This is a genomic window from Vreelandella olivaria (genome assembly GCF_023507745.1).
GTDB classification, from domain to species: Bacteria; Pseudomonadota; Gammaproteobacteria; order Pseudomonadales; family Halomonadaceae; genus Vreelandella; species Vreelandella olivaria_A.
Genome location: NZ_JALPZO010000115.1, coordinates 1 through 21,476 on the forward strand (window position 1 = coordinate 1; position 21,476 = coordinate 21,476).

The 21,476-nt window shown below is 59.8% G+C and carries 20 protein-coding genes and 1 pseudogene; 13 read left to right on the forward strand and 8 right to left on the reverse strand.

Translation table 11 applies throughout. The features are described from left to right. The first annotated feature begins 179 nt into the window (after positions 1-179). Positions 180-1,032, forward strand: a pseudogene (locus tag HP566_RS11215) (IS5 family transposase). On the opposite strand, the gene HP566_RS11220 reads toward HP566_RS11215, so the two are convergent. The 6 genes from HP566_RS11220 to HP566_RS11245 form a co-directional block, all read right to left on the reverse strand. Further along, a complete protein-coding gene (locus tag HP566_RS11220) occupies positions 965-1,402 on the reverse strand; it encodes a hypothetical protein (protein WP_249977397.1) in 438 nt (145 codons plus the stop codon). The pseudogene HP566_RS11215 and the gene HP566_RS11220 sit on opposite strands and share 68 nt — an antisense overlap. Positions 1,403-1,552: 150 nt before the next feature. Continuing rightward, positions 1,553-4,837 carry an AAA domain-containing protein gene (locus HP566_RS11225; RefSeq protein WP_249977352.1) on the reverse strand — a complete coding sequence of 1,095 codons (3,285 nt, stop codon included), beginning with the start codon at positions 4,835-4,837 and terminating at the stop codon, positions 1,553-1,555. 75 nt (positions 4,838-4,912) lie between these two features. Continuing rightward, positions 4,913-6,658 carry a hypothetical protein gene (locus HP566_RS11230; protein ID WP_249977353.1) on the reverse strand — a complete coding sequence of 582 codons (1,746 nt, stop codon included), beginning with the start codon at positions 6,656-6,658 and terminating at the stop codon, positions 4,913-4,915. A 64-nt stretch (positions 6,659-6,722) separates the two neighbouring features. Next, a complete protein-coding gene (locus HP566_RS11235) occupies positions 6,723-7,616 on the reverse strand; it encodes a nucleotidyltransferase domain-containing protein (protein ID WP_249977354.1) in 894 nt (297 codons plus the stop codon). Positions 7,617-7,628: 12 nt separating this feature from the next. Further along, positions 7,629-8,591: a patatin-like phospholipase family protein gene (locus tag HP566_RS11240; protein WP_249977355.1), complete on the reverse strand. Its 963-nt coding sequence runs from the start codon at positions 8,589-8,591 to the stop codon at positions 7,629-7,631. Then, on the reverse strand, positions 8,588-8,878 hold the full coding sequence (locus HP566_RS11245) for a helix-turn-helix domain-containing protein (protein ID WP_249977356.1): 291 nt from the start codon (positions 8,876-8,878) through the stop codon (positions 8,588-8,590). The genes HP566_RS11240 and HP566_RS11245 overlap by 4 nt, the downstream gene beginning before the upstream one ends. Positions 8,879-9,121: 243 nt before the next feature. Here HP566_RS11245 and HP566_RS11250 point away from each other — a divergent pair, with 243 nt between their 5' ends. The 9 genes from HP566_RS11250 (at position 9,122) to HP566_RS11290 (ending at position 16,575) form a co-directional block, all read left to right on the forward strand. Then, positions 9,122-9,472: a DUF2958 domain-containing protein gene (locus tag HP566_RS11250; protein WP_249977357.1), complete on the forward strand. Its 351-nt coding sequence runs from the start codon at positions 9,122-9,124 to the stop codon at positions 9,470-9,472. A 322-nt stretch (positions 9,473-9,794) separates the two neighbouring features. Further along, a complete protein-coding gene (locus HP566_RS11255; RefSeq protein ID WP_249977358.1) occupies positions 9,795-10,592 on the forward strand; it encodes a DUF2285 domain-containing protein in 798 nt (265 codons plus the stop codon). A gap of 84 nt (positions 10,593-10,676) precedes the next feature. Beyond that, complete coding sequence (locus HP566_RS11260; RefSeq protein ID WP_249977359.1) at positions 10,677-10,961, forward strand: helix-turn-helix transcriptional regulator; 285 nt, start codon at positions 10,677-10,679, stop codon at positions 10,959-10,961. A gap of 14 nt (positions 10,962-10,975) precedes the next feature. Next, positions 10,976-11,845 (forward strand): replication initiator protein A, encoded by an 870-nt coding sequence (locus HP566_RS11265; protein ID WP_425348186.1) that lies wholly within the window; start codon positions 10,976-10,978, stop codon positions 11,843-11,845. A 286-nt stretch (positions 11,846-12,131) separates the two neighbouring features. Then, positions 12,132-12,770 (forward strand): ParA family partition ATPase, encoded by a 639-nt coding sequence (gene parA / locus HP566_RS11270; RefSeq protein WP_249977360.1) that lies wholly within the window; start codon positions 12,132-12,134, stop codon positions 12,768-12,770. Beyond that, positions 12,767-13,021 carry a chromosome partitioning protein ParB gene (locus HP566_RS11275; protein ID WP_249977361.1) on the forward strand — a complete coding sequence of 85 codons (255 nt, stop codon included), beginning with the start codon at positions 12,767-12,769 and terminating at the stop codon, positions 13,019-13,021. The genes parA and HP566_RS11275 overlap by 4 nt, the downstream gene beginning before the upstream one ends. After that, positions 13,018-13,557 carry a DUF2840 domain-containing protein gene (locus HP566_RS11280; RefSeq protein WP_249977362.1) on the forward strand — a complete coding sequence of 180 codons (540 nt, stop codon included), beginning with the start codon at positions 13,018-13,020 and terminating at the stop codon, positions 13,555-13,557. Before HP566_RS11275 ends, HP566_RS11280 begins: the two co-directional genes overlap by 4 nt. Next, on the forward strand, positions 13,554-14,141 hold the full coding sequence (locus HP566_RS11285) for a S26 family signal peptidase (protein WP_249977363.1): 588 nt from the start codon (positions 13,554-13,556) through the stop codon (positions 14,139-14,141). The genes HP566_RS11280 and HP566_RS11285 overlap by 4 nt, the downstream gene beginning before the upstream one ends. A 448-nt stretch (positions 14,142-14,589) precedes the next feature. Then, positions 14,590-16,575: a relaxase/mobilization nuclease domain-containing protein gene (locus tag HP566_RS11290; RefSeq protein ID WP_249977364.1), complete on the forward strand. Its 1,986-nt coding sequence runs from the start codon at positions 14,590-14,592 to the stop codon at positions 16,573-16,575. A 175-nt stretch (positions 16,576-16,750) separates the two neighbouring features. Here HP566_RS11290 and HP566_RS11295 read toward each other — a convergent pair whose 3' ends face one another. Both HP566_RS11295 and HP566_RS11300 read right to left on the reverse strand, forming a co-directional pair. Then, positions 16,751-17,569, reverse strand: a complete 819-nt coding sequence (locus HP566_RS11295) for an MBL fold metallo-hydrolase (RefSeq protein ID WP_249977365.1) — start codon at positions 17,567-17,569, stop codon at positions 16,751-16,753. An 88-nt stretch (positions 17,570-17,657) separates the two neighbouring features. Next, positions 17,658-18,560 carry an AraC family transcriptional regulator gene (locus HP566_RS11300; protein ID WP_249977366.1) on the reverse strand — a complete coding sequence of 301 codons (903 nt, stop codon included), beginning with the start codon at positions 18,558-18,560 and terminating at the stop codon, positions 17,658-17,660. A gap of 387 nt (positions 18,561-18,947) precedes the next feature. Between HP566_RS11300 and HP566_RS11305 the strand changes: the two genes are divergently transcribed. The 3 genes from HP566_RS11305 to HP566_RS11315 all read left to right on the forward strand — a co-directional run bounded on the left by HP566_RS11305 (position 18,948) and on the right by HP566_RS11315 (position 21,467). Then, the gene (locus tag HP566_RS11305) at positions 18,948-19,835 is read left to right on the forward strand and encodes an SDR family NAD(P)-dependent oxidoreductase (RefSeq protein WP_249977367.1); all 888 of its coding nucleotides are present in this window, start codon (positions 18,948-18,950) and stop codon (positions 19,833-19,835) included. Between the two features lie 176 nt (positions 19,836-20,011). Beyond that, positions 20,012-21,037 (forward strand): NADP-dependent oxidoreductase, encoded by a 1,026-nt coding sequence (locus HP566_RS11310; protein ID WP_249977368.1) that lies wholly within the window; start codon positions 20,012-20,014, stop codon positions 21,035-21,037. Between the two features lie 31 nt (positions 21,038-21,068). After that, entirely contained in the window at positions 21,069-21,467 is a 399-nt protein-coding gene (locus HP566_RS11315; RefSeq protein WP_249977369.1) for a nuclear transport factor 2 family protein, read from the forward strand. Positions 21,468-21,476: the final 9 nt, after the last annotated feature.

Consider the following 21,476-nt stretch of genomic DNA (forward strand, 5'->3'; position numbering starts at 1 on the left):
ATAGAGGGCATCAGGGGGCATAATCTAGGTTCCAGGCTGTGACGCCTCAGGCTTTGTGGATGCTCACCCTGATGCCAGGGCCTGCTGGTAGCTAATCAACAAGCCCGGAGAGACACAAGGCTTTGTCCGAAAACTCGAATTTGCTAATGTCACCTATGCCGCAGCAGCATAGGTGACCCATGGCAGGACGCTACGAGATCTCCGACCACGGCTGGGCCCTCATCGAGGACATCGTGTCGCCACTGCAGAGGACAGGACGCCCCCGCCGTGATGACCGCCAGGTGTTGAACGGTATCTTCTGGATCCTCTGCTCGGGCGCCAAGTGGCGCGATCTGCCAGAGCGCTACGGCCCATGGAAGACCGTCTATGACCGCTTCCGCCAATGTCGTGATGACGGCACCTTCGAGGCCATCCTGGCGCGTCTTCAGCTCAAGCTGCGAGAGGATGGCCTGATGGACCTGGATACCTGGATGATCGACTCGACGTCGATCCGCGCCACTCGCGCCGCCTCTGGAGGCGGCAAAAAGGGGGGCACCAAGAACCCATAGATCATGCCCTGGGCCGTAGCCGAGGCGGCCTGACCACCAAGATTCACATGGTCTGTGACCGGAATGGCTTGCCGCTGACCTTCACGCTGTCACCGGGACAGGACTCGGATACGCGGCATTTCACCCCGACCATGGAGCACGTCCACCTGCCTGGTCCCGTAGGCAGACCCCTCAAGCGTTGTCGTTTCATCGTGGCAGACAAAGGCTATGATAGCGATCCGCTTCGCCACTACTGCGATCGGCACCACATGAAGCCCATCATTGCCCGACGCAAGATGAAGCGGAAACCGCGCCCTGGCGCGCCGAGAGGCTTTGACAAACCCCGTATCGCGACCGGAACATCATCGAGCGCTGCTTTGGCTGGATGAAAGAGCTACGCCGGGTCTGCACACGTTACGACAAGTTGGCCAGCAGCTTCAGGGCCATGGTATGCCTGGCGTGCATAGACCGTTGCCTGCGAGCAGACTTTTCGGACAAAGCCTAAAGCCAGATGTATTATGCAGGTCAGAACGTCGCTCCAGCAGCATTGCTAACTCTGTCGCCTTCTTTGCAATTTGGTGATTGGTTTTGGTGAGATCGTCTCGCGCAGTTCGCGCCCTCTGTATTTTCTCCGGGCTCCAGAACGCGGCTGCACTCAGAACCAAACCAAGGAGGAGCGAGAGTGCTGGTGGGTGGAGGTGAAGCTTTCCATGCAGTTCTTCATAGACGTGCTTCATCTCAATCCCACGATCTAGCAGCCGATCCGCGACGGCGCTTTCGCTTGGCAGGATATGATGTTCGCTGTTGTAATGAATTTCTTTTCGGAGAAAGTCTTCGCAGATCTGCTGTGGATTCATTGTTCCTATTGAACTCATGGTCGATCCTCAATGTTGTAGTGTTCCATAGCATATTGAGTCAAAGCGAATTCGTCGGTATCTCAGCAAACACTATCCAATAGACGTTGAGGTACCTCCACACCACTCACCAACTACACTATGAGCACTCTCATCGGTTCGAGTGGGCGACTACGGAAAATTTGGCATCTGTTCCTGCTCGCGTGCCGAAATGGTCTGCAGTGGTAACAGATCCATGACATCACAAAACAACGGTCGATTCTTCCAGTCGTTTCTGTCGCCAATCACATAGAGGCGTCGTTTGGCGCGCGTTGCCGCTACATTCAAAAGATTCGGCTCCGAAACTGCCCAATTGCGGGCTCCCGAGCCAGCCGTATTCCCGCCCAGCACCAAAATGACAATAGGCGCTTCCTTGCCCTGCATGGTATGGATTGTGCCGGATACCATCTTGTCAGAGAGCATGCCTCTAAGATTCTCTTGAACGGCTTTGAACGGAGTGATGACCGCAATGTCTTCAGCCTTCACGCCATCCCTATGCAACAGCGCAAGCAGGTCCTGAAGGGCTTTGCCTTCGGCTGGTACCCAGTTGTCTTGTGACGTTCCGCTGGCTTGAATCCATCCGGTCAGGAAGCTGGCAGGTGTTTCCTTGTCGGGGCGCGGTGTGAGGGTTCCATACACCATCGCTCCGTCATAGGCGATGCGATTAGCGAGCGCATACATGGGTTTGTCGCAGCGTCGGTGAACAACCAACGGTAATCCTACCCAAGTCTTGCCATCGGTCGGTCCAGCAATGCGCCCCCAGCGGGTAGCTTCATCAGCCAGTGTCTGTGCGGATTGTCGATTGGGGAGCCAGTGTGTATCGACTTGGTAGCGTGTACGCATATGTTCGAGCACGGCATCGGAGACGGTGACGATCGGCTTGAGTTGAAGCGGATCGCCCACCAGCAATGCACGCCGGGACCGCCATAACGCGCCGACAGCTGCTTGGGGTGATGCCTGGCCAGCCTCGTCCACCAACAGCCAGCCAATATCGCCGCCCCCCAACGAGCCGAATGAGCGCGCAAACGACGCGAAGGTGCTACTCAATACCGGCACGACCATGAACAGGGACGCCCAGGCAGAGCGAATAGCGTCACGCGAGATGCCGTGGTAGCGGGTGCCAGTCAACATTCCGTTGATGAGAAACAGATTTGAGCGCATACGGGATGCTTCCAACTCAAAGAACACCCGATGAAGCTTGAGTGCCTGAATGAAGACGCGGGCCCGCGCTTGGCGCCAGCCTTCAAAACGCCAAGGCTCGGCCAGCTCGATGGCATCGCCGCGACCAATAGCGCCGTCTTCCAGCCATACGAGCAGGTGATCGGCTTGGCCTTCCCTTGCCACGTCGATGGCATCTTGCATGTGTGCTTGGCATTGGCTGCGCAAGCGTTGAAGCGCACGTCGCGTATCGGCGGTATGCTTTTCTAAGCTCTCCCGCGAAGCACCCAGTTGCTTGGTGAGGCGTGCTATCCGGCTAAACTCGGATTTGGCCAAGTCGTGGTGGCTTTCGAGCCGTTTCCGCTTAGCATCCCAGTCTCGCTGCGCGCCCCAAAAACTGAAAACTTTCGCCCAAAATCCCGGCTTTCGTGCTTGATGCTCCTCAAGTTCATACAAGCACTGTTTCAGCGCCATGCTAGCTGGACGGCTCTCTTCGGTATCCAGGCGAGAGAGTTGCTTGACCGCATCGGCCAGATTACTTTCGAGAGTAAGTAGCGCTTCAGATTGTTCCGCGACCTGCTTTCTTGTCTTGCAGAGGGCTTGGATCAGCTCGCGGATGCGATTGGCAGCAGCACACGTTTTGCGCACCTCTGTCTTGGCAGCGTCATAATCGACGATGGCTTGCTGCCACAAGGCTTGGCGTTGTTCCGGGGAGCGAGTCTTGTTGACCTCAGCGCATGCACTGAGCCATCCGAGAAAGCCTTTCGGTCCTTCTTCCTTGTCAGACGGTGCCTCGTCGTTCTCCTCGCTTGCACCAAACTTCTCCTCTGCCGTGGAAGGCGTAGAAAACAAGGCATTTACAGCATCGCCAAATTCATCATCTAATTCGGCTTCCTCTTCGGCGTCAGGGCCTGCCTTGTCGTCGCTGCCGAACGGGCGCTGACCATAGAAGTAGCGCTCCACGAACTTGGTTCGCCGCGTTTTGCTACCCAGCGCACCGGAAATCAATCCCCACGCAGGTTTTCCACTCACCAGTTCGCCCAGCTCGGCAAAATACTCCGCCTCGGGCAGCCAGCTCTCGTCGATCTTGTCGCGCTGGGGTAATTCGAGCGTGACGTTTTCCACCGCGCCGTTATTGGACGAAGCCACAACGATCTCGAAGCCATACAGAGCTGGATCGAGTTTGAAGCACGACTGTTCCTTACCGCCATCATTGGCTGCTTCGCGTCCGTTTCGGACAAACCCATCGGAGGCGCGGGGTAGCTTGGCGAGCACATCGGCCCGGTTGGTAACAATGGCGGCAATCAAATCACGCAGCAGCGTCGTCTTGCCTGTGCCTGGGGGGCCATTGATACCCAACAGTCCTTGGCTATTGCCAAGCGTGGCGAGGATCGTATTGACAGCCAACTGCTGGGAATGCACCAGTCCCAGATGCTGGTCCGAGGGCCAGCAGCTCGCGGGATAGGCGTCTGGCATCAATCGATCGATTAATGGGAGCGATTCGCGATCATCGTCTATTTGCAAACGTAGTCGTGCATCGTGCTGGTATAAGTATTGATCTAACGGATTGTTTTTTCCTCCTTTGCTGATGCTGTCGGCGACGTTGGCCAGATCTTCGAGCAGGAAGCTATTGAGTGGATCGTCTTCCGACTCTGGTTTGTTGGGATTGACTGGCTGGGAGCGAAAGCGAAATACATGGCCGTCCATGTCACCAAAGAAACCCGCTACACCGATGTATTGGAGAATCCAGTGTGTCAGTTCACGCAGCGCTCCGCTGGATACCTGACCTTCGAACAGCACTTTCACCTGTTCGCCGATGGCTGTTTGATCCTCCTCAAACCCTCTGGTCCAATCCTTTCCCGTCAACACCCGCCCCAGAAACCATGCTTCGCTGGAGAGCACGAAACTGTCATCGACGAACTGACCAGTCATAGTGAATTTCGCTGCGAACAGGGCCGACTCTCGATACTGTGGCTCACGATAGCCCTGATCAGCGCCATAGACTTCCTTGAGGTGTTCAGTGATACGCCGGCTGTCATAAATATGGGCAAAGAGTGTGTGGCTCCAGACGCGCCGCTTGGGCAAGTGTTGCTTTGCAACAATACTTGCCGTTGACCAAGGAGGGATAGGATTCCCTATGGGCGTGTTGTGAATGAACGCACCGTAGGAACTGCTGCGTTTCTTCAACTTAGGGGCAGACTGCGGTTGCAGCAATTCAACGGCATGCCAATACCGGACAATGCTTTCCTGTACTTTCAAAGCTCTTTCCTATTCCTACAGTTGGTGAGGCCCTTTGCGGTGGAGCTTACGACTCCATAGCGCGGCAGTAATCGGCTAGTCAGTAAGATAGCTTTCATCCATCTCGGGATGAGATTCAAACTTTTCCGTTCCGATGTAGATCAAGCCCACTTCCTTCGGAAGAGCATCCAATCTTTCGATTGCCTTGTTGATCCGAGAGCATTTCTCGTTATTGATGTAAAACCGATGGTCGTCCAGCCAGTTCCGAGAGTCGTGATAGTTGTCCAGTGTCGCCGCTTCTAACCGAGCTATATGCTGTTCTATCTTCGCACGGCTAACCAGCGGTCGGAGCCGAGGAATAATATCGACGGTGCGATCATCAGATACGACAATGGCAAGCCTTCTGGGACCGCTCGCTTTTACGTAGCGAACGCCGGAATTGTATCGAGAGCCCCTTGAAGGCATACATTGATCGGTCGCCTCGCCATCGAGAATGATCCCGATGGCATGGCAAAAGCCAGAGGGGTCGAGCAGTATGGTACCGTCGATTCCACTGACACTCTGCATCAACGATTCAGAAAGCAAGGTTGGATCTATACAGGTACCCTGCTTTCTAAGCCGTCGCGCTTCGCTGGCCGCGTCGGCAGCGACGACAATCATGCTGCCGTACTCTTGTCTAGTCTGGGCCAGCAATAGGCTCCATAGGTGCAACCCATCTTCCTGTGAAGCTTGTGGAAACAGGCGAGTATAGTTTGAGAGGAAGGCAGCCTTGTCGAAAGGTTCCTGCGGAAGCTTGGGCACAGCATAGTGACTGCGCAGCAGTACTTGATTGCCACAACGCAGCTCCCAGTGATAGTGATCGATAAAAGCTACTGTGAACGCATCCTGTGCGCTGAAATCGTGCGGATCCCTCAGCTTACCAAGTCCGTAAATGCGCTGACTGTCTGCAATGATGCCAACACCTGTTGTCGCCATCTGCAAGACCTTCCGCGCCCATCGTGGCTCACGAAAAGGAACCGGCTGAGCAAACTTTGCTAGGAATTCGATCGCATCGTTCTCGGGATCGACGAGAGTAAGCTGGCCAACACCTTTCGCCCCTTCATACATGAGAGATGAGATAAGGTTCATTACATCGAAAAGATCGGCATGAATATACCGCTTCTCGATTGAGAGTCCTGGAGTATGCAGGAAATTCTTCGCAGCAATGCGTACGATTTCTTCTGCATCTCTCATACTGTTTTGGATAAATCGTCCAGGCTGAGGGTTCTGCAACTCTTCAGTAGCCTCATGAAGAACTGCATACATCGCTGCATGTATCAAACTGCGAAGCCCACTTCCTTGTTGTCCTTCATCAACAGGCTTGGAAGGCAACGGCGGGAACTGCACAAAAGTTGCTTTTGGAATCTGTATGACCGGGGTAATGTAGTAATCATCAATGCGTCTGACTTCGCCACAGAACGAAGCTACGTCGTGCTCGGCATCGAAGACTTTGAGAGCCTGCCCAACAGATATGCGTACCGAATCTCGGCGCATCCATTCAGGCTTGTCCCGCATACTTGCCTCGTCACCAAAAAAAAGGTTCTGCATATCGTGGTTGCGGTAAGTCGATTCGACTGAATCGAGCAAGCCATCGAATAGCGACAGGGGCCATTTTCCATCTTCTGGCTCTACGCACACCGGGCTCGGGTCTTCGCTATTGGGGCTGCGCGCTCCAACAAGGAGCACCTCCGCCTCCGTCGGCGCCCCCAAAGCCTTGAGGACATCGCGAGCGAGTATTTGAAGACTTATTCTGTAGTGCTCTTGGTATCCCCACATGAAAAGGTTGATGACTCGACCACCCATACTTAGCTCCACCTGCTTGCAGGCCGCACTGTCTTCACGGCGAATTCCTGTTTTTTGGCATCCCTCACCAAGTATTCCAGAGATCAATGCTGGCGTTGATAAATGTCTCCGCGTCAGAGCTTTCCCAACAAGTTGGCGTTCCACTACGGAGCAGGTAGTACTGCTCATTGGCACACACTAATTTAGTCTTGTCCGCTTCATTCTGGATCCAATTTATTGCGTTGACGAAGGAGTCCGCATAGCTGGAACTGAATTTGTCGCTCGGCACGTTATAGAGCAAGCCTTCAAGGTAGTATGATGGGGCGATTCCAGGTTGCAATGTGCCGTTATCAACGAGCTTGCTTCGAATATTCTTCAGGACGCGAACCATAGGTTTGAGCCATTGATTGCTGCCCTGATGCTTAACGGTCAGGTTTTGCGAATGCTGCTTCGGATAGTTGGCAATGAGTTCTCCTGCTCCATTGAAGAAACAGATACCCTCGATGTACTGCGCGTCATGGATGCTCTTGAAATTCCAATAACGCCGGAACTGCATCGCCGTGATGACATCGGCTTTCCGTCTGCTGCCATTCGCCGCTACGGCAATGGCCTTGTCTCCGACCTTGACGTCGGAGCCAAAACGGTCAGTAAGCGCCTTTATCACATCCTTCTTGTACTGGTCATATGCGTAAGTGGCCGGAATACGTGCCTGGTCATATATCGCTTTATCTTCAGGTGAAAGCGATGTCAGATCGCTGTAGTAGACATCGTCGAGTCGTATAACTACATCCACATCACTTTCCGAGTAGATGTTCGTATTGTTTCCATAGGAGCCTTGCAGGAAGACCTGATAGTTCTTTCCGTTATACGTAGCACTCGCGGCTTCCAGTGCATCTTTGATGCTATGGTAGGTTGCAGCTGACTGCTTGATAGATCCTTGGTGGGACCAGACTTCGAGCTGTGACTCAGGTATTCCCATGCTCTGCCTCCCTCACATCAAAAACTCCCTTAGCTGTGCCTCATGCGCTGCGAACGATTCACTGCCGCGCTGTCGAAGGAGATTCAATTTATCAAGGTCGTGCTCAAGCAAGTCTGTCGCCATTTCTGGTCGCTCGAAGGTATCGCTGACACGAATTGTTGGAATGTTATTGAATAGAATGCTGCGCAACTGATCCATTGATTGCGTGTTAATTTCAAGGGTCTTCTGAAGCAACTGGACGGCAAGCCATTTTTTGGCTATCCGCATCAGTAATCCCGGCTTTGGTTCAGGGTAAGTACCGACGCCGACGTTCACGACCCGAATATCTTTGCGTTCCATTTCTAAGGCGACAGTCGCGTCTGCTACTGCAAAAAGGGTGGGATTGTTTGCGCAATAGCCTCCATCGATCAATTCGATCTTGTCGCCGGCTGCAGTGACGACCGTCTTCCTATTGAAAAATGGATAGGCCGAGCAAGACGCTTGCACTGCGTCAGCAATGCTGACTCCGAATCCAGGGCTGAAGGTTCCCTTGCGGCCATGTGCCTGCGCAACGCTACCCTTGAAGATCATGGGACGCTCGGTCATCCAACGGGTAGCGACGATACCGATACCCGTCTTGACATCTTCAAAAGTCTTGTCTGTAAACACTTCCTTCGCCAAATCTTGAAGTGCTGCTGTTCTTTCCGAAGCTGATCGGCTGGACATAACTCGCGGCACATGCGCGGTGTAGAGGGCGTGTATCTGGTCTACTTCATATCCTAGAGCGATGAGTGCAGCAATGATCGCCCCAGTGCTCGTGCCGAATACAAGGTCGAACCGCTTGTATAGTGGGCATCCAAGCATGGCCTCAATTTCCTTGAGAACGCCCAGTGTATAAAAGCCCTTTGCACCACCGCCATCAAGAGCAAGGACACGGCATACGTTGTCGCTAGCGTATTCCTTGGAGAGTGATGAGGAGGAGGTGGCGTCGCTCATTCCTTTTTACCCTCAACGATCGCATCCAATTCACGCTGGACTTGATCCAGCAACTGGCTAGTTTTGTGCTGGTCGTTCTCCGTATAAGCCAGCGTTAGTAACGTAAGCGGATGCACCTCCATTACCTCGCACAGCTCGGCCAGCTTGCTCAAAGTGGGGCTTTTCAGGTCGCGCTCCAGGGTGCTCATGTAGGTGCGGCTGGACACGTCGGAGAAGGCTTCCTGGCTCAAGCCACGCGCCTTCCTGACGGTCTTCAATGCCTTTGCCAACGAATACTCTGTCGCCACCTATGGTTTCCCCTTAAAAACCAAGATGACACCCCATTGAATTCTATAGAGCTACAACCTATAGTGTTCATTTGGTGCTACCCTCCGTATTCGTGCCTTTACAGAAATCCACATCGGTGGATTCCAGCAAAGCCACAGAGCCGTATCTGTGTTTGCGCACGAAGGCAAGAATCCGGGTTTGAAGCTCTGCGCTTTGGCGTAAAACTGCGTTCGTGCATCATTGGATTTGTGGGATTGCCGACCATGCCCCAGCCGCTCACCACCACCCCTGAGCGCGCGCAATTGCTCGCCAACGGTCAAGCACGCGCCGCAGGCCAGGACACCGACCCGGTGCCGGTGGTACGCCTATTCACCCCGGACGCACACGCCACCTGGCTGCTGGCCTCGCTCGATCCCGCGGACGGCGATACGGCCCACGGCCTGATCGACCTGGGAATCGGAATGCCTGCCCTGGGAACGGTGAAACTCTCTGATCTGGTGTCCATCGTCGGGCCGCATCGGCAACCCGTGATGCGTGATCGCTACTTCCAGCCGGTGCGGAGACTGTCGGAATACCTGCGGCTGGCCGAGGAAAACGGTTCGATCACCGACTGAACAGCCACAGTCAGCGGCAGCGCGTTGTGTCTTTTTCGGTCTGACCCCAGACCGTTCCGGTCTCAATGGGCAACCTTGCATCCAAGTAGTGCGTGCCTGATCGAAACAGTCATGATGCCCGGCGTGGCTTTTGGCAGGCTGGCCAATGCGGCACGCCATTTTGGGGCAGGCCGCCGTCGCATTCGGACGAAACTCGCAATGCACCGGAGCCAATCGGTCTTGACGCTGACAGTTTATCGTTTCACCGATGACGTTTCGATGATGGCTTCATAGCGCGCCTTTGCGCCGTGGCGACGTACCTCAAACCGAGGGAGGTTGCGTCATGGCTGATCGCAGCACCGAGTCCTGGTATCCGACGGCGGCCTATCTCTACGTTCTGCACCTGGATGGCCCGGCGCTGGCCTGGGAATACCTGCGCCGCCATCCCGATTACCGCCGCGACTGGCTGCGCCGTCGCCGTCGGTCGGACGCGGCGCAGCGCTGGGGACTGCGCCTGCTGGAAGACCCGACCCTGGATGCGCGCGACGCGCATCCGGTGTGGTTTCCCGACCACGACGCCGTGCTCCAGCTCTACCCGGATGCCGACCCACCGCCCACTGCCGTGGCTTTCGCGTTGTGGCGCATTCCCGGCCACAAGCACCTGATCCACGACGGCCGGCGCCTGCTGCTGGTGGCCCGTTGGCCGGGTGCCTACCTGCGCCTCGCACTGGCGCCCGGCCTGGCCGATGGCATGGCGTACGTCTATGCCATCCGGGCCTGTGACATGCCCCACGCGCGCTGTCAGGCGCTGACGACCTCATTGAACGAGCTGACCGCCGCCATCGGCATTCCACCCGTAGCCCTGACGCGGCCCCGGCCGCCCCTGACGCCTTTGCTGGAACTGCACACCTTGCAGGCGCTCGACGCGACCCTGGCGGGCGCGTCCTTGCGCGAGGTGGCCGAAGGGCTGTTCGGCGTCGATGCCGTCGCGGACGACTGGCACGCCGACAGCGCCCTGCGCGCCCGCGTGCGTCGGCTGGTGCGCCGAGGCGATGCGCTGATGCGCGGCGGCTATCGCCGCCTGGCACAGCTTCCACCCGTTGAACAGGGACGCACTGCTCTTGCAGCAAAACGTCCCTGAGCAGGAGCCCTGCGTTTTCTGAGACTGCCTCCATCCGGCCGCGTTGTGTGGCCGGGGCGTTTTCAACCGATGGAGGTTCATCTCATGCGACCCGCTCCCTTAAGACCTGCCGCCGCTACTGCCGCTGCGCCTGCGCAGCCCCAACGCTACCTGACGAACGACGAAGCCGCCGAGTATCTGCGCTTGTCGCCGCGCACGCTGGAGAAACAGCGCGTGATCGGGGGTGGCCCGAAGTTCCGCAAGTTCGGCCGCCGTGTCATGTACGCCGTGGCCGACCTCGATACCTGGGCCGATGCCCGCAGCTACGAGGCCACGTCCGACCCCGAATACGCCGAACGCCACGCGGGCGACTACCGTGATGGCCGCTGATCGTCGGCGCGCCGGTGGCCATCGTCATGTCCAGCCCATCGCTGCCGCCCCGGCATCGGCCAGCGCAGCAGCGGGAACAGCTCGATCTGTTCCGCGCACTGCCGGGCGAGGACATGGCGCCGCGCGACGCCCAGGACTTGATGGCCTATCCGTTCTTCTCGCTGGCCAAGTCGCGGCGCACGGCGCCGATCGACTTTCGCAGCGGCAACGTCACCCTGCGTGTGGAGGGCACGCAGGAACACGGCATCGCCACCATCTGGGACGCCGACATCCTGATCTGGGCCGCCAGCCAGATCGTGGAAGCCCGCGATGCGGGCATCCAGCCGTCGCGCAGGATGCAGGCTACGCCTTACGAGATCCTGCGCTTCATCGGGCGCGGTACATCGTTGCGCGACTACCAGCGCCTGAAGGCCGCGCTCGACCGGCTGCAATCGACCACGGTGGCCACGTCCATCCGCGAGACCACCGGGCGGCGCTTGCATCGTTTTTCCTGGATCAACGAATGGAAGGAGTTGGCCGATGCCAGCGGCAAACCGCTGGGCATCGAGCTGATCCTGCCGGACTGGTTCTATGCGGGCGTACTCGACGCCGCCCTGGTGCTGACCATCGACCGGGCGTATTTCCGCCTGACCGGCGGCATCGAGCGCTGGCTGTACCGTCTGGTGCGCAAGCACGGTGGCAAGCAGCGCGACGGCTGGCAGTTCGACGTTCCCTACCTGTATCGCAAGTCTGGCAGCCTGGCGCAGCCCCGCGATTTTGCCCGCGATCTGCGCGCCCTGGTGGCGCGGCAGTCGCTGCCCGGTTACGAGCTATCCATCGAACGCTGGCCCGGCGCGCCGGAAATCCTCGCATTCCGGCCCGTGCCGCAAACGGCACGGGGATAAGCCTGGGGATGAAAACGGAACAAGCTGTGAATGGACTCGTGCTATCGGGCGCGCCAAGACTCGTGCTATCAGGCGCACCGGTATCGTGCTATCAGGCGCGCAAATCGCATCTAACTTCAATAGCCACAAGGATTTTTTCGCCCCTTAACTTTATATCTAACTTAAACATCTTTCTAACGAATGATAAAACCCTGTTATTGGGCCGGTGGATAACCGCCGACCACCAACAGCACAAGCGTTTTTCAAGTCGTTTATGGCGTCGCTTTCCACCACGGAGGGCTGCACCATGATCGTCGCCTTGCTCAACCAGAAAGGCGGCGTGGGCAAGACCACGCTCGCCACCCACATCGCCGGCGAACTCGCGCTGCGCGGTCAGCACGTCATCCTGCTGGATGCGGACCCGCAGGGGTCATCACTGGACTGGACGCAGCGGCGCAGCCAGCAGGGACTACCACGGCTGTTCAGCGCCGTGGGCCTCGCACGCGAAACGCTGCACCAGGAAGCGCCGGAACTCGCCCGGCGCTGTGATCACATCGTCATCGACGGCCCGCCGCGCATCGCCGCCCTGGCGCGTTCCGCGCTGCTGACGGCCGAGCGCGTGCTTATCCCGGTGCAGCCCAGCCCCTACGACCTGTGGGCCAGCGCCGAGATGGTCGCGTTGATCCGCGAGGCGCAGGTGTTTCGCCCTGCATTGCAGGCGGCCTTCGTCATCAACCGGCGCGTCAGTACCACCGTGATCGGGCGCGAAGCGCGCCAGGCGCTCGCCGACCAGCCGTTGCCCGCGCTGCGCGCCGAGGTGCGCCAGCGCATCGTCTTTGCCGACAGCGTGGCCGCTGGCCGGCTCGCCCGCGAGACGGTGCCTGACAGCGCCGCCGCCCGAGAAATCACCGCCCTGGTGGATGAACTGTTGCGGTGGCCGTCATGAGCAAGGAGCGCGGAAAACGCATCGCCATCGGCGCGCGCCCGCCGGCGAATCCGCAGGCCGAAGCGTGGATTCGCCAGGGTGACGCCGATGCCTTGCAGAAAGGCGACCTCTACACCGCGCGCCTGACCCTCGACATCACGCCCGCGCTGCGGGCACGCATAAAGGTGTCGGCCTTCACACAGGGCGTGACCGTGGCCGAACTGCTGCGCGGCCTGCTGGAACGGGAGTTTCCCCCGGAGAACACACCATGACCACATCCGCTTCGCCTGCCGCGAATGCGGCCGCATCGCCGCCGTCGCTTTCGGTACTCCCCGGCCAAACCAACAACGTGCCGCTGACCCGCGTATCGCTGGCCTATATCGAATCACGCTTCAAGCTCTACCTGCGTTTTGGCGAACCCGCGCGCACCCTCCGGCTCGACCGCTGGCGGCGCGTCGCGGTGTTCCTGCCGAACGTCGTGTTCTGCCGCGTCCGCTGGCAGGCCAACGACTACGGCACGATTCGTTGGCAGCTCATGGTGATGCAAGCCTGCACGCCACTGGATGCCATGCAGCGCATCCCCGGCGTGCAGCCAGGCGCACACCTGTTGCTGCACGCGGAGGGAGATAACCCGGTGCGCGCCGTGTTGGAACGCATCGACGCCATCGAGGCGCTGGGTATCGCGCCAACCGCCGTCTCGCCCGCGTACTGGCGCACGCTCGCCAACCGGCTCGCCGCGCGCGTGCCGCTGCCCGACTACACCGCCGAACGGCACGCCGCCTGGCTGAGCGGGAGGGCGCTGCCATGACGCACCAATCCGCCATGATCGGCGCGACTGGCATCCCACCGCATCCTCGCTCGCCCCTGCGCGCTCGCCTCGTGCTGGCGGCCCTGTCCGTCTGCGGCCTCGCTGCGCTGGCCTGGGCATCCTTCGTGCAGCCGCTGCCGCGTCTGATCTACAACCCGTCCGACAGCGTGCCGGTCGGCTGGTATCGCGTCGAACCGCTCGACCATCGGGCTGGTTCGCTGCCGGTCGGCAGCATCATCCTGACCACGTTGCCGCCGGCAGCAGCCACGCTCGCTGCGCAGCGCGGTTACCTGCCGACGCACGTTCCACTGCTCAAGCGTGTGGGTGCGATCGCACCGCAGGAGGTGTGCATCGCTGGCGGGACCGTACGCATCGACGGCGTGCCGGTGGCCGCCGTGTTACCCACCGACCGGCTGGGCCGACCGCTGCCAGCCTGGCCGCAGTGTCGGCAGCTTCGGCCTGGTGAACTGTTCCTGCTCAGCATGACCAATCCGGCGTCGTTCGACAGCCGGTATTTCGGGCCGGTCAGAGCCTCTGCCGTGATCGGCGCCGCGCGCCCGGTCCGGCTGGAGGCACGCCCATGATGGCTGCCGACTCGCTGCGCTTCATCGTGCCATCCGGAGTGTTCTTCCATTGTCCGTCGCCGTGTTGTCGTGCGTGCAGTGCGGGCGTATCCACGCCGCACGTCGCGCTGCCTCCGGCGCAGCCGTCCCACGTGCAGGCGTCTTGCCTCGAATGCGCCCGGCCTGTGGCCGTCGCCGCGTTCGCCGGCGCGCTGGCTGCTCGCGCAGCAGCGCCGCCGGGCCGCCGCTGCCTGGAGCGACAGCGAGGGGCAAAGGCGGAAGGCAAGACAAAAGGGTGCGGCACCCGGCCGCCCGCAAAGCCAGTCTGCACATGGGGGTGGCGCGGCACGGAGCGGCTTCGCCGCCGTGCCGCGTGGGGCGCGAGACCTGCGCCAAGACAGGGCTGCCAGCGTGCTTCGCACGCCGGCCTACGCTGCAACTTGGGCCGCAACTTTACGGGGAGGCAACCATGACCGATCGCCGCGACGACGATTTCCGCATCCGCCCCAGTGCCCCGAAGCACCGGGGCCAGGGCTTCGTCTCCAAGGTGCTCAAGCAGGCCGGCAAGGCCAGCAGCGGCAAGTCCTTGGTGCGCCGTCCGGCATCGGCGGGCAGTGGCAGCAAGGGCACCGGCCAGCGCCCCGGCTCGCGTCTGGGGCGCGGCCACACGGCGGCGCGCTTCGCGGGGGCGAAGCTGACACCCATGTCGCGGCGCGTGACCATCAAGACTCTGCTGGTCAATCAGCGCCAGGCCAGCCCGCAGTCACTCGCCAAGCATCTGCGCTACATCGAGCGCGGCGGAGTGGGCCGCGATGGCGAACCGGGCCGGACCTATGGGCCGCAGACCGATGAAGCCGACCTCGACGCCTTCAAGGAACGCTGCACCGACGATCGGCACCATTTCCGCTTCATCCTTTCGCCCGAGGATGGCGCGGAACTGGAAGACCTGCGCACCTATACGCGGCACCTCATGGGCCGCATGGAAGCCGACCTGGGCACGCGCTTGGAATGGGTGGCTGTCGATCACTGGAACACCGACAACCCGCACACCCATATCGTCGTGCGAGGGCGCGACGACACGGGCAAAGACCTCATCATCGCAAGCGACTACATCGCCGATGGCTTCCGCCATCGCGCCGCCGAGCTGGCGACCGAATGGCTGGGGCCGCGCACCGAGCTGGAGATCCAACAGACCTTGCAACGCGAGGTGGAGCAAGAGCGGTGGACGAGCCTGGATCGCACGCTCAAGCGCGAGCTTGGCGACGATGGTCTGGTGCATGTCGAACGCCTCAACGAACCGCGGCTGCAACGTCAGCGCCTGTTGTTGATCGGCCGCCTGCAACGCTTGCAGCGCCTGGGCCTGGCCGACGAAGTGCAGTCCGGCACCTGGGCCGTCCATGCGGACGCGGAGAAGACCTTGCGCGCCCTAGGCGAGCGCAGTGACATCATCCGCACCATGCAGCGGGCCATGAGCGGTCACCCGCGCGAACTGGCGGTGTTCGAGCCGGGTGAAGATGGCCGCACCATCGTCGGCCGCGTGTCCGCCAAGGGTCTGGCCGACGAGCTGCGCGACCGGGGTTATCTGGTCATCGACGGCGTGGATGGCAAGGCCCATTACGTCGCGCTCAACGCCCGCGATGAGCTGGCGAACTATCCTACTGGATCGGTGGTGGAAGTGCGCGGTTCCGCCGAGGTGCGGGCGGCAGATCGCAACATCGCCGCGCTGGCGAGCGATGGCCTGTACCGCACCGACCATCACCTGGCGATCGAGCAAGGCCGAGCCAAACCCGGCCGCGACCCGCAAGAAGTCGTTGCGGCCCACGTCCGCCGGCTGGAAGCCTTACGGCGGGCCGGCATCGGGGAGCGTGTGGCCGAAGGGTTGTGGAAGGTGCCGAGCGACCTGCCTGAGCGTGGCCGCCAGTATGACGCGCAGCGCCTGGGTGGCGTGGCCGTGGAGCTGAAATCGCACTTGCCGATTGAGCGGCAAGCCCGCGTGATCGGCGCCACCTGGCTCGACCAGCAACTGATCGGCGGCGGTCGCGGGCTGGGCGACCTGGGCTTTGGTAGCGAAGCCAAGCAGGCCATGCAGCAACGCGCCGATTTCCTTGCCGAACAAGGGCTGGCCGAACGGCGCGGGCAGCGCGTGATCCTCGCCCGGAACCTGCTGGGCACGCTGCGCAACCGGGAACTGGCGCAGGCCGCCAAGGACATTGCTGCCGACACCGGCCTGGAGCACCGGCCTGTGACCGACGGACAGCGCGTGGCTGGCATCTACCGGCGCTCCGTCATGCTCGCCAGCGGTCGCTACGCAATGCTCGATGACGGCATGGGGTTCAGTCTGGTGCCGTGGAAGCCGGTGATCGAACAGCGGCTGGGGCAGCAAATTACCGCGACGATGCGAGGCGGTGGCGTGTCATGGGAAGTTGGACGGCAGCGCGGTATGTCAGTGAGGTAACAACGCATACGAAGGTATATGCATAACGTTGCCGATTCAGCACTTGTGTGAATCAACTTACGCTGCATCAAACGCTGCGCGAGAGCGAAGTCATCGGTATCGGGGAGATCGCGGCGAGCAAGCCGCGTTCGACCTGTTCCCACTTTTCAGGACATCCGATGCTGGACCGTCTTATTCAACGGCCAATATCTGGTGCGACGATCCGTGGTCGCGTCGAATTGCTGCCGATGCGCTGGACGAAATCATCTCGGGTGCGAACACTGTTGTACTGGTAGATGTAAACTGATCGTGGCTGCATAACCGAAACGGCATTCGCCGCCTCTGCCGGACCCAATGCATATGGCGGATAGAGTGGCAAAAAGGCAATGTCGATATCGCGCAACGCCAGCATCTCGGGAACCGCTTCAGTCGAGCCGCCTATGTAAAGCCTCTGGCCGTCAACTGTGACCACATAGGCGTTGCCGCGTCCCCGCGGATGCCAGCGTTCGGCCTGACCGCTTAGGCCATAGGACGGAATTGCCTCGATCCGTATAGCTCCAAGTTCCATGCTTTTCCCGTTTGCAAGTGAGACGGCGCTGCCTCTCAAGCTCTCCGGAAGGCGTTCCATCACATAAGGGGGAACGACGATCCGAGTGCTGGGTCCGACAAGATCTTTCAGCGTTCGCGCATCGTAGTGCTCGCCATGTTCGTGCGAAATGAGGATGAGGTCCGGCGCGTGATATCCGGCGTAGCGCCGCCCGCTGCCGGTCGGATCTGTGTAGATGACGCCGTCCGGAGTTTGGATCACCACGCTCATCTGTTGAACCGCCCAGACGAAGATGTCGCCACTGTCGGACTGACATTGTTCGGCAGTGGATTGTTCCGACTGCGCAGCAACGCTAGCGAGACCGGTAAAGACAGCAGCTAGAACCGATGCAACACCAAAAACCAGGGCGACAAGGCCACGGTTTATCCTGATGCTTCTGACGCGATGGTGTTTCCGAGGGATCATCATTCTTACCTCTATCGGCGTAGAAGCCGCTATCGCGCCAACTCTGACGCAGTCGACTTGAATCAATTGAAGCGTTTTAGGCCAGAGCTGATTAGCGAGCCTGTCCATGATCGCGGCTGAGTACCGCGCGCAACGTCGCTGCATCATCACTCGGTGTCAGATTGAAAAGGCGGCGATAGTCGCGATTGAACTGCGAGAGGCTCTCATAGCCGACTTCATAAGCTACGGCCGAAATGGCGCTGGCACTCGACAGGCCACGACGCGCTTCCTGCAACCGCACACGCTTCTGAAACTGGAGCGGCGACATGGACGTCACCGCTTTGAAATGCCGATGAAAACTGGGAACACTCATACTTGCCAGGGAGGCGAGATCGGGAATCTTGAGCGTCTCGGCATAGTTCTCCCTGATCCACGCGGTGGCCCGGTTGATCCTGGTCGCGTGTCCATTGGCGAACGCAAGCTGGCTGAGCAGCAACCCGTGCTGGGTGTGCAAGAGCTTCCAGGTGATCTCCCGGCGGATCAGCGGAGCCATGACAGGTATGTCGCGTGGTCGCTCCAACAATGACACTAACCGAATGAGGGGGTCGTAGAGGTCGGGATCAAGCGTGTGTTTTCCTGCGACAGACGCGCCGTCCGTCTTCGGGCGTAAACCGGACTCTTGGCGCAACAGGTCGGCAACGACAGTTGGATCGATGTCCAGATGGATCGCTAGATAAGGTGCAGACGGACTCGCCTCGGTGACCTGCGACGTGACGGGCACATCAGCTGCGCACAGCAGGGATTCTCCCGCAGCGTAGCGAAACGGGGTTTCGGCGACCATCATCTCTTTCACGCCCCTTCCGACCAACCCGAACGAGGGTTGATAGATGGAATGCCCGACTTCGGATGGGAGATCCGTTCGTCCAACCTTCAGCCCGTCGATCGGCGTCACGTAGTCGTATCGGGCATGGCGCTCCATGACGTTCAGCAGGTCGGAAAACTTTGGTTTCATCATGGGGGTTGATGTCCTATCTGTAATAGGAGGTCGGTCTCGAAATTCGCAGTCGGCTTCTCCGACGTCCCTACGATTTCACCGTTCAATGGTGTCGAGCGCTATGCAGTTTCTATCAGGGGTGCGCTCGATTATCTCAACCAGGTCTCGCGGCTGCAATCTTCCCGCGACAGCCATGGGCACTACTTTCCCCGCACTTGATCGCATTGAGAGAAGTGGGTCAATCGCTGATTGGAACTGCATAGTCGACGCCTGAAATTGTTCCTACAGTTGTTATCAACGACACCGACTGGCACTCGATTGCGAATAGTGGCGAGCCTTGCACGTGCTGGGTTTGCAAAATCCATCCTCAACCATGGCCGATGAGAACCATTACTTCTGGAGTTCAACATGCATCAAGACAGCCACGATAACAAGGTCGAGACCACGAGACGGAGGTTCATGCTCGGCGCGGCTACTGCTGGCGTAGCCGCATTCGCCGCCCCGGCTTTTTCCGCAACGGCATCGGGACCACAGCCACAAGAGCGAGGCGCTCAGGTTGACGACCTTCGTGGAAAGCGCGCCCTGGTCACCGGCGCCTCGCGTGGCATCGGTGCCGGCATTGCACTAGCACTCGCTGAGCGCGGTGCGGATGTTGCCATCACCTACCTGCGCTCGACCGATAAGGCGGCCGCGGTCGTCCGGGATATCGAGCAGAAGGGCCAGCGCGGTTTGGCGATCCAGGCCGACAGCGGCGATCCTGCAGCGGTGCGGCGCTCGGTCGCAGAAACGGTGCAAGAACTCGGAGGCCTTGACATCCTGGTCAACAACGTGGGCATCTCGCGTTCCGGCCCATTGGCCGAGATGGAGTTGGCCGTTATCGACGACGTCCTGCACGTCAATGCGCGTTCGGCCGTGCTCGCCGCGCAGGCGGCCATTCCGCACCTGCGCAGCGGTAGCCGCATCATCACCATCGGCTCCTGCCTGGGGGAGCGTGTTCCTTATCCGGGGCTCACGGTGTATTCGATGTCGAAGTCGGCGCTGCTTGCTTTCAACCGGGGACTTGCCCGCGAACTAGGGCCTCAAAACATCACCGTGAACCTGATCCAGCCCGGACCGATCGACACGGATCAGAATCCAGCCGACGGCGAGTGGGCCGAGCCGAATCGGAGCCTGACAGCGCTCGGCCGATACGGCACTCCTGCCGACATCGCGGCTGCCGTGACATTCCTGGCGAGCCCCGCCGCGCAATTCATGACCGGGTCCGTGGTGACCGTCGACGCGGGATTCAATGCCTGATTCCGCAATCTCCGTGCCGGCCGCCCTCTGACCATTGATAAGAAGGCGGCCATCCTTTGGCGTGCTTTCGTTCTCATTTCTGTATCGAACGCTCGATTCGCAAATGATGATGACCTGGGCAGAGCGCGGACCTCTCCAACCTGAACACCGTCGAACGATCGATAAAAGGAAATGAAATGACACACAAGTCGAACCGCCAAATCGTCATCGCGGCACGCCCGAACGGCAATGCCAAGCTGAGCGACTTCGATTTCGTCGAAGGGACGATTCCGTCCCCCGGCGAAGGCGAAGTCCTGACTCGCAACCTGTTGATCTCGATCGACCCCTATCAGCGCAGCCTGATGGGCAATGCGTCCACCGAGCTGCCGCCGATCGACCTCGGCCAGCCGATGTCCGGCCCGGCGGTAGCCATCGTCGAGCAGAGCAGGAATCCGAATTTCGCCGTGGGCGACCATGTCGTCGCGTGGTCGGGCTGGCAGCAGTACGGACTGTCCAACGGCGCCGAGCTCAGGAAGATCGATCCCGAGGCGCCACCACCGTCGACCGCGCTGGGCGTGCTCGGCCATACCGGACTGACGGCTTGGCTGGGCACCACCAAGTTCATGAACCCGAAGCCCGGCAGTACCTTCGTCGTGACGGCCGCGGCCGGCTCGGTGGGTTCGCTCGCCTCCCAGCTCGCCAAGCTGCGCGGGCATCGCGTCGTAGGCATCGCCGGCGGCGCGGACAAAGTGCGCTACCTGAAGGAAGAACTCGGCCTCGATGACGCGGTGGACTACAAGGCAGCGGATTTCGCCGAGCAACTGTCCCGCGCCCTGCCCAACGGGTTGGACGCGCTGCTCGACACCGTTGGCGGCACCATGTTCGAGGCGCTTATGCCGCACTTCAATCATCACGCGCAGATAGTCATAGCCGGCTTGATCGCCCAATACGCTCATCCTGGCGCCGCGGCCGGCCCGAACCGTTTGCCGGATATGCTGAAGCTGTTCCTGTATCGCTTCATTCAGGTGCAGGGCTTCGCGATGCCGGATCACGTCGCCAGCTATCCCGATTTCCTTGCCGAAGTGGCACCGCTGGTGGCACAGGGAAAGATCAAATACAGCGAGGAGTTCGTGGATGGCCTCGACAGCATCCCCGCCGCTTTCCTGAAGCTGTTCGACAGCAAAAACCCGAACCACGGCAAGCTGATCGCGCGAGTGAACTGATCGCTTCGCGAATACTTTGAAAGGACATTAAATGAACGCCGAAGATAACAAACGCATCGTCGAAGTGTTCTGCGGTCACTTCGAGCGCGCCGCCATCGACGACGTGCTTGAAATGATGAGTGACGATGCAACCTGGTGGGTCAATGGCAAGCCGCATCTATTTGCCGGCGCGGGCATCAAGACCAAGGCGGAGATGGCGCAAGTCTGGCGTGACCTCTACGCGCTGTTGGATGGCGGCCTGAGTATGGATGTCGTGGGCATGATCGCGGAAGGCGGTCGTGTGGCTGCCGAAGTGCGCTCCCATGCCGCTACCAGGAGCGGAAAGATCTACGAGAACGACTACCACATGCTCTTCAGGCTTCGCGATGGAAAGGTCGTGGAAGTGAAGGAATACACCGACCTGATGCACGCGGCTGAAATTTTCGGTTGATCCCGGGGA

Coding starts and splice junctions, on each gene's coding strand:
- HP566_RS11305 (WP_249977367.1), top strand. CDS start 18,948: ATGCATCAAGACAGCCACGATAACAAGGTCGAGACCACGAGACGGAGG.
- HP566_RS11295 (WP_249977365.1), bottom strand. CDS start 17,569: ATGATGATCCCTCGGAAACACCATCGCGTCAGAAGCATCAGGATAAAC.
- HP566_RS11250 (WP_249977357.1), top strand. CDS start 9,122: ATGCCCCAGCCGCTCACCACCACCCCTGAGCGCGCGCAATTGCTCGCC.
- HP566_RS11230 (WP_249977353.1), bottom strand. CDS start 6,658: ATGGGTGGTCGAGTCATCAACCTTTTCATGTGGGGATACCAAGAGCAC.
- HP566_RS11255 (WP_249977358.1), top strand. CDS start 9,795: ATGGCTGATCGCAGCACCGAGTCCTGGTATCCGACGGCGGCCTATCTC.
- HP566_RS11235 (WP_249977354.1), bottom strand. CDS start 7,616: ATGGGAATACCTGAGTCACAGCTCGAAGTCTGGTCCCACCAAGGATCT.
- HP566_RS11280 (WP_249977362.1), top strand. CDS start 13,018: ATGACCACATCCGCTTCGCCTGCCGCGAATGCGGCCGCATCGCCGCCG.
- HP566_RS11240 (WP_249977355.1), bottom strand. CDS start 8,591: ATGAGCGACGCCACCTCCTCCTCATCACTCTCCAAGGAATACGCTAGC.
- HP566_RS11275 (WP_249977361.1), top strand. CDS start 12,767: ATGAGCAAGGAGCGCGGAAAACGCATCGCCATCGGCGCGCGCCCGCCG.
- HP566_RS11220 (WP_249977397.1), bottom strand. CDS start 1,402: ATGAGTTCAATAGGAACAATGAATCCACAGCAGATCTGCGAAGACTTT.
- HP566_RS11260 (WP_249977359.1), top strand. CDS start 10,677: ATGCGACCCGCTCCCTTAAGACCTGCCGCCGCTACTGCCGCTGCGCCT.
- HP566_RS11300 (WP_249977366.1), bottom strand. CDS start 18,560: ATGATGAAACCAAAGTTTTCCGACCTGCTGAACGTCATGGAGCGCCAT.
- HP566_RS11290 (WP_249977364.1), top strand. CDS start 14,590: ATGACCGATCGCCGCGACGACGATTTCCGCATCCGCCCCAGTGCCCCG.
- HP566_RS11285 (WP_249977363.1), top strand. CDS start 13,554: ATGACGCACCAATCCGCCATGATCGGCGCGACTGGCATCCCACCGCAT.
- HP566_RS11310 (WP_249977368.1), top strand. CDS start 20,012: ATGACACACAAGTCGAACCGCCAAATCGTCATCGCGGCACGCCCGAAC.
- HP566_RS11315 (WP_249977369.1), top strand. CDS start 21,069: ATGAACGCCGAAGATAACAAACGCATCGTCGAAGTGTTCTGCGGTCAC.
- parA (WP_249977360.1), top strand. CDS start 12,132: ATGATCGTCGCCTTGCTCAACCAGAAAGGCGGCGTGGGCAAGACCACG.